9 protein-coding genes are annotated in these 6,454 nt (G+C 54.0%); 3 read left to right on the top strand and 6 right to left on the bottom strand.

Features of this window, described 5'->3' with window-relative positions; genetic code table 11:
* The first annotated feature begins 528 nt into the window (after positions 1 to 528).
* On the top strand, positions 529 to 1,083 hold the full coding sequence (locus N438_RS27270) for a gamma carbonic anhydrase family protein (protein WP_008807065.1): 555 nt from the start codon (positions 529 to 531) through the stop codon (positions 1,081 to 1,083).
* Here N438_RS27270 and N438_RS27265 read toward each other — a convergent pair.
* The 6 genes from N438_RS27265 to dprA are packed head-to-tail and all read right to left on the bottom strand — an operon-like array spanning position 1,059 to position 4,850.
* On the bottom strand, positions 1,059 to 1,316 hold the full coding sequence (locus N438_RS27265; RefSeq protein WP_012540439.1) for a DUF1488 domain-containing protein: 258 nt from the start codon (positions 1,314 to 1,316) through the stop codon (positions 1,059 to 1,061). The genes N438_RS27270 and N438_RS27265 overlap by 25 nt on opposite strands.
* Positions 1,313 to 2,131, bottom strand: coding sequence for a shikimate dehydrogenase (gene aroE / locus N438_RS27260; protein WP_008807063.1), 819 nt, complete (start codon positions 2,129 to 2,131; stop codon positions 1,313 to 1,315). Before aroE ends, N438_RS27265 begins: the two co-directional genes overlap by 4 nt.
* A gap of 3 nt (positions 2,132 to 2,134) precedes the next feature.
* The gene (gene tsaC, locus N438_RS27255; RefSeq protein WP_008807062.1) at positions 2,135 to 2,707 is read right to left on the bottom strand and encodes an L-threonylcarbamoyladenylate synthase type 1 TsaC; all 573 of its coding nucleotides are present in this window, start codon (positions 2,705 to 2,707) and stop codon (positions 2,135 to 2,137) included.
* A gap of 4 nt (positions 2,708 to 2,711) precedes the next feature.
* On the bottom strand, positions 2,712 to 3,254 hold the full coding sequence (locus N438_RS27250; RefSeq protein WP_032740259.1) for a type I DNA topoisomerase: 543 nt from the start codon (positions 3,252 to 3,254) through the stop codon (positions 2,712 to 2,714).
* 26 nt (positions 3,255 to 3,280) lie between these two features.
* On the bottom strand, positions 3,281 to 3,754 hold the full coding sequence (gene smg, locus N438_RS27245; protein ID WP_008807060.1) for a DUF494 family protein Smg: 474 nt from the start codon (positions 3,752 to 3,754) through the stop codon (positions 3,281 to 3,283).
* Positions 3,726 to 4,850 (bottom strand): DNA-protecting protein DprA, encoded by a 1,125-nt coding sequence (gene dprA, locus N438_RS27240; protein ID WP_008807059.1) that lies wholly within the window; start codon positions 4,848 to 4,850, stop codon positions 3,726 to 3,728. Before dprA ends, smg begins: the two co-directional genes overlap by 29 nt.
* A gap of 128 nt (positions 4,851 to 4,978) precedes the next feature.
* On the opposite strand from dprA, the gene def reads away from it, so the two are divergent.
* A complete protein-coding gene (def, locus tag N438_RS27235) occupies positions 4,979 to 5,488 on the top strand; it encodes a peptide deformylase (protein ID WP_008807058.1) in 510 nt (169 codons plus the stop codon).
* Positions 5,489 to 5,502: 14 nt separating this feature from the next.
* Positions 5,503 to 6,450 carry a methionyl-tRNA formyltransferase gene (gene fmt / locus N438_RS27230; protein WP_022064750.1) on the top strand — a complete coding sequence of 316 codons (948 nt, stop codon included), beginning with the start codon at positions 5,503 to 5,505 and terminating at the stop codon, positions 6,448 to 6,450.
* Positions 6,451 to 6,454 lie beyond the last annotated feature (4 nt).

Raw genomic sequence — 6,454 nt, 5'->3', positions numbered from 1 at the left:
CATGTGTTAGGCCTGCCGCCAGCGTTCAATCTGAGCCATGATCAAACTCTTCAATTTAAGTTTGATGCTCGTGAATTAAACTTCGTAATGAATTACGTATGTTCACTCAGAGACTTGGTATTCATTTTTCGTCCGAGGACGTTAAGAATCCATGTCACTTTGAGTGCCCACACAGATTGTCTGATAAATTGTTAAAGAGCAGTTGCGACGCGCTTTAGCGCTCTGTCGCGAGGTGGCGTATATTACGCTTTCCTCTTTCAGAGTCAACCCTGAATTTCAGGATTTTTCTCTTCAACCGAACCGGCTGTTTGTGTGAAGTGATTCACATCTGCCGTGTCAGTGGGAGCGCATTATAGGGATCCCATTTTTTTGCACAAGCCTTTTTTCGATCTTTTTTTCTGAATGGTGATTTTTCACCCTTTTCGTCGCGTAATTGCACGATTTGCTCAATTTTCACCGTTTTCAGGGGTTGCACAGGGAGATAAAAGCCACCAAAGTCTTCTTACATTCCGGTATTTTGAGGTCTATATGTCTGCTCAGCTGCGCCCCTATAAAGCATTTTTCCCACAAATCGGTCTTCGCGTCATGATTGACGCATCCAGCGTTGTCATCGGTGATGTCAGAATTGCCGATGATGTCAGCGTCTGGCCTCTGGTGGCCATTCGCGGCGACGTCAACTATGTATCGATAGGTCAACGCAGCAATATTCAGGACGGTAGCGTTCTCCATGTGACCCATAAGTCCTCTTATAAGCCGGAGGGAAATCCGCTGATCATTGGTGAGGATGTAACTGTTGGTCATAAAGTGATGCTGCACGGCTGCACTATCGGCAACCGCGTGCTGGTTGGTATGGGTTCGATCTTATTAGATGGTGTCGTCGTTGGCGATGACGTCATGATTGGTGCAGGCAGTTTGGTACCGCAGAACAAACAACTGGAAAGCGGCTACCTTTACTTTGGCAATCCGGTCAAACAGATCCGCCCCCTGACGGAGACGGAACGGGAAGGACTGAAGTATTCAGCAAATAACTATGTGAAATGGAAAAATGAATACCTGGATCAGGATAACCAGATCCAGCCCTGAGCATCTTCCTGACCATCGCGGATCAATGCTTCCACCTCTTCCTCTAGATCCCAACGATGTTCCTGGAAGGCGGCCAGCCACTGCGCTGGCCCCTCTGCGCCAAAACGCTGCTGCAGGCTCTGTCCTGAAATTGCGCAGGTTAATTGCATCCCATTGACCAGCGCAGGAAAAACCACGCCCTGCCGTTCGGCATCCCATGATTCCCGGTCAGGAAACTGAATCGCCTGATTCATGCATTCAGTTCCTGCTGCAGCGTTTCGATGACCGGAGCGATAGCCGGCAGGACGCCGTGCCATAGCAGAACAGCATGGGCGGCTTGCGCCACCAGCATTCCCAGCCCATCAGCACAGTGGACTGCGCCATACTGCTGGCACCAGTGAAGAAACGGTGTTGGCCCTTTCTGGTAAAACATGTCATAGCAATACACGTCAGCGTGGACAACAGATGCCGGGATAGCCGGTACATCACCGTCTATTCCACTGGACGTCGCATTGATGATCAGATCGAATGTTTCCCCGGATAAGGTATCCATCTCCCTTGCGCTGACGCTCCCGGTATGGGCGAAGAGAGTGGCTAACTCATGGGCACGAGAATAGGTTCGATTCACGATCGTGACGGCACATCCCAGCGACAGAAGCGGCAAAAGAACCCCGCGTGATGCGCCACCAGCACCTACCAGCAGGATCCGCTGGCGCGGCTTAATGAACCCCAGGCGTTCCAGATCGCTCAGGAGGCCAATACCGTCGGTGTTGTCCCCCAGTAAACGGCCATCTTCCAGGCGTTTCAGGGTATTTACTGCTCCCGCCAGCGCAGCGCGTTCTGTCAGCTCGTCCGCGCGCGCAAAAGCTTCCTCTTTAAAAGGAACGGTGACGTTGGCCCCCTTTCCTCCTTCTGCAAAGAACTGATTCAGAGAAGAGACAAAATCGTCCAGTGGCGCCAGCACACGTCCATAAGGATGAGTAATCCCTAACTGGCGGGCAAACAGCTGATGAATAGAAGGCGACTTGCTGTGCGCGATCGGATTACCAAAAACGGCATAGGTTTCCATGGTTCACCCCTGGCGGAACAGTTTACCCGTCAGGGCATCACGGATTTCAGATGGATTTTGCCGTCCACCCGTGGCGCCATCCACAACCGGGAAGCTGTCACCAAACTGAGCATGAACCTCTGCGGTGGTACGACACGGTGGTTGCCCGGTGAGATTGGCGCTCGTCGAGACCAGCGGTTTCCCGTAAGCTTCGCACAATTCAATCACCAGCGGATGGTTGGTCACGCGTACGGCCAGCGAATCAAAACGCCCCGTCAGCCAGCGCGGCGTTTCAGGACGCGCCGGGAATACAAACGTCACCGGTCCCGGCCAGCAGGAAAAGATAGCGTCCCGCTGCGAGTCACTTAACCGTGAATCATCAACATAAGGCTTCAACTGCTCAAAGCTGGCGGCGATAAGGATCAATCCCTTGTCAACAGGACGCTGCTTCAGCTCCAGCAGACGCATGACGGCCGTTTCGCTGTCTGGATCGCAGCCAACGCCAAAAACGGCTTCTGTGGGGTAGGCGATGACATGTTCATTTTTCAGTACCGCCACGGCATGGGCGACGGTTTCTGAGGGCAGGTTATTGTTCACTGATTTATTCCGCCGGGATCGGCTTTCCACATTGTTTACTGGCACAGAAGCGTCTGAGCCCCTGCGCCGTCTTCTTTTCAATTAACAGCGGGTAATGGCATTCAGGGCATTCGCCCGCTACCGGTTTAAAATTGATAACGAACTGGCAATCAGGGTAGCGATCGCAGGAATGAAAGGTTTTACCGAAACGAGAGCGACGCTGGACCAGATGCCCTTGTCCGCATTGCGGACAGGCGATAGCGGTCTCATCGGGTTTATCAATCAGCTCGGTATGCTCGCATTCGGGATAGCGACTGCAGCCGATAAACATACCAAAGCGCCCCTGGCGTAACACCATGACAGCGCCGCAAGATGGGCACTCCTGTCCCTCCAGCACCTTAACGATATGACCGTCCGCCTGACTTTTCAGGGGACGGATATAGTCACAGTCCGGATAATGCGAACAACCGAGAAACGGGCCATGTTTCCCGGAACGGATCACCAGTTCAGCCCCGCACTGCGGGCAGGGCTCATTTTTACGCACCGAAAACAGTGCTGATTTGGCCATAACAACTCGATGTTGCTGCAAAAAGATTAATGCAGCATACCTTCATTTACTTCGAAGAGTAATTCTTCCATTTGCTGATAGGCGTTTTCACAGCCCGGAATGTTGAACAGTACCATCAGGATGACCCATTTCAGGTCTTCCAGTTCAAATTCAGCTGTATCCAGCGCCAGGACGCGCTCTATCACCATTTCTCGCGTTTCGAGGTTCAACACCTGAATCTGCTCGAGGAAGAGTAAAAATCCCCGGCAACTGGCATCCAGACGCTGGCACTCCTCTTCGGTATACACCCGAAGCGACAGCGGGTCGGAAGCGAGCTGCATGGGTTCAACGAGACCTTCCTGATAATCAGCCAGTTTCTCGAGCCACATTAACGCGTTATAGATATCTTCCCGCTCAAAGCCTGCATCGGTAAGATCCCGCGTCAGTTTGTCCTGATCCACGCGCATTTCTGCTTCGTTATGGATGTAAGTTTCAAACAAATACATGAGTACGTCGAACATGGCTTGCCCTCCTTAATCGGACATAGCCGCCGGGTACAGCTGCGATCCAGCCTGCTAACTCCAGTTCAAGTAGCTGAGCTACGGTTACTGGCACAGATTGGCCGGCACGTTCAGCGACAACGTCAACAGGTGTTACCTCATCTCCTACGTTAGCCAGGAGCTCCGGAAATGGCAATGCTACAGACGGCTGATCGGCGCAATTATTTATCGAATCAGACGTATCAGTAAGCCAGGCCAGCTCGTTTTGCCAGTACTCCACGATATCCTCTGGCGAGGTCACCGGTACCGCGCCTTGCTTGATTAACCAGTGCGGACCTTCAGATCCCGGATTACCAATCGGGCCAGGCAGGGCGAACACATCTCTTCCCTGCTCCAGGGCGCAACGGACGGTGACCAGCGATCCGCTTCGCAACGCCGCCTCAATCACCAGCACGCCCAAACTTAAGCCGCTGATAATACGGTTACGTCGGGGAAAATGAGCGGGAAGCGGCGGCGTAATGAGTGGAAATTCAGAGACCAGCGTACCGCCATTGTCGATGATCTGTTGGGCGAGGTTTGCATGGCGCCGCGGATAAACCTGTTCCAGCCCGTTGCCCAGCACCGCGATGGTTTTCCCCTCCGCGGCCAGCGCGCCGCGGTGCGCAACGCCATCAATGCCTAACGCCAGCCCACTGGTGATGGTGATCCCTCTACGCGCCAGCGTTTCGCTGAACAGTTTTCCCCAGCGGGCGCCATACCAGGAGTGCAAACGGCTGCCAATAACGGCAAGCTGCGCGCTGTGAAGCAGGGCGGGGTCGCCACTGACCAGCAACGCGCCGGGGTAATCAGCGATAGCCCTTAGCCGCAACGGATAGCGCGGATCGTCAGCCCGTAACAGATGATGATCCGGGTGTTCCAGCCAGCGCTGCGTCTCGTCAAGCTCCCGCTCGTCAAACCGTAAAAATGGCTTCACCTGCGCCGTGGTCATCCCAACGGCATGTAGCGCTTCACTATCCACGAAAGCGGCTGCGCATAACCTCTGCGCAATATCCAGCATCCTGTCGCCATACAAATTATTGACCTTCATCAGCCGCAGCCAAATCTCGTCGGGCGTCATCCTTACCCCCTGCCATAAGCGGCATTGACAATCTTTGCGATTGGACAGTGAGACTGTCAATTGCAGGGGGTTTTGTCTAGAATAGAGCTAATAATCTTATCAACTCCTGAATACGACTCTGGAACTTTATGGCAGTTTTGCAAGTGTTACATATTCCGGACGAGCGCCTTCGCAAAGTCGCCGAGCCGGTCAAAGAAGTGAATGCGGAAATTCAGCGTATCGTCGATGATATGTTCGACACCATGTACGCCGAGGAAGGCATCGGTCTGGCCGCAACCCAGGTCGATATCCATCAGCGCATCATCGTGATCGATGTGTCGGAAAATCGTGAAGAGCGGCTGGTGTTAATCAACCCGGAGCTGCTGGAAAAAGACGGCGAAACCGGTATTGAAGAAGGCTGCTTGTCCATTCCGGAACAGCGTGCTCTGGTACCCCGTGCGGAAAAAGTGAAGATCCGTGCGCTGGATCGCGACGGTAAGCCGTTTGAGCTGGAGGCCGATGGCCTGCTGGCGATCTGTATCCAGCATGAAATGGATCACCTGGTTGGCAAACTGTTTATTGACTATCTGTCACCGCTCAAACAACAGCGCATTCGTCAGAAGGTTGAGAAACTGGATCGTTTACGTTCCCGTGCCTGATAACAAGGAATACCGTGTCACATTCACTACGTATCATTTTCGCCGGCACCCCCGATTTTGCAGCGCGTCATCTTGACGCGTTGTTGTCGTCTGAACATCAGATCGTTGGCGTGTTTACTCAGCCAGACCGTCCCGCGGGACGCGGCAAAAAATTGATGCCGAGCCCGGTAAAAGTGCTGGCTGAAGCCCATGACGTCCCCGTATTCCAGCCATCGTCTCTTCGTCCGCAGGAGAACCAACAGCTCGTCGCCGATTTAGGCGCCGATATCATGGTGGTGGTGGCGTATGGTCTGATCCTGCCAAAAGCGGTGCTTGAGATGCCGCGTCTGGGCTGCATCAACGTTCATGGCTCCCTGCTGCCGCGCTGGCGTGGCGCCGCGCCGATCCAGCGTTCGCTGTGGGCGGGCGATAGCGAAACCGGCGTGACCATCATGCAGATGGACGTCGGCCTTGATACGGGTGACATGCTGTATAAGCTTTCCTGCCCCATTACCGCTGAGGATACCAGCGGCAGCCTGTACGATAAGCTGGCCGATCTCGGCCCACAGGGACTGCTGACAACCTTAGCGCAACTGGCAAACGGAACGGCACAGCCTGAAGTCCAGGACGAGTCACTCGTCAGTTATGCCGAGAAGCTGAGTAAAGAAGAGGCCCGCATCGACTGGTCGCTTTCCGCTGCACAGCTGGAACGTTGCATCCGGGCGTTTAATCCTTGGCCAATGAGCTGGCTGGAGATTGACGGGCAGCCAGTCAAAGTCTGGCGGGCATCGGTTATTGCCGAAGCCACGCACGCCGAGCCGGGAACAATAGTGGCAGCAACCAAACAGGGTATTCAGGTCGCCACGGGTGATGGGATCCTCAGTCTGGAATCACTACAGCCAGCGGGTAAAAAAGCGATGAGCTCGCAGGACTTACTCAATTCCCGCCGGGAGTGGTTCATCCCTGGTACCCGTCTCGCCTGACGGT

It is taken from the genome of Klebsiella sp. GL120222-02 (genome assembly GCF_003097195.1).
Classification (GTDB): Bacteria; Pseudomonadota; Gammaproteobacteria; order Enterobacterales; family Enterobacteriaceae; genus Klebsiella; species Klebsiella variicola.
The sequence above is the reverse complement of the archived record's forward strand: the minus strand, read 5'-3'. Positions and strand labels throughout refer to the sequence as shown.

Coding starts and splice junctions, on each gene's coding strand:
- smg (WP_008807060.1), bottom strand. CDS start 3,754: ATGTTCGACGTACTCATGTATTTGTTTGAAACTTACATCCATAACGAA.
- N438_RS27250 (WP_032740259.1), bottom strand. CDS start 3,254: ATGGCCAAATCAGCACTGTTTTCGGTGCGTAAAAATGAGCCCTGCCCG.
- N438_RS27270 (WP_008807065.1), top strand. CDS start 529: ATGTCTGCTCAGCTGCGCCCCTATAAAGCATTTTTCCCACAAATCGGT.
- aroE (WP_008807063.1), bottom strand. CDS start 2,131: ATGGAAACCTATGCCGTTTTTGGTAATCCGATCGCGCACAGCAAGTCG.
- N438_RS27265 (WP_012540439.1), bottom strand. CDS start 1,316: ATGAATCAGGCGATTCAGTTTCCTGACCGGGAATCATGGGATGCCGAA.
- dprA (WP_008807059.1), bottom strand. CDS start 4,850: ATGACGCCCGACGAGATTTGGCTGCGGCTGATGAAGGTCAATAATTTG.
- def (WP_008807058.1), top strand. CDS start 4,979: ATGGCAGTTTTGCAAGTGTTACATATTCCGGACGAGCGCCTTCGCAAA.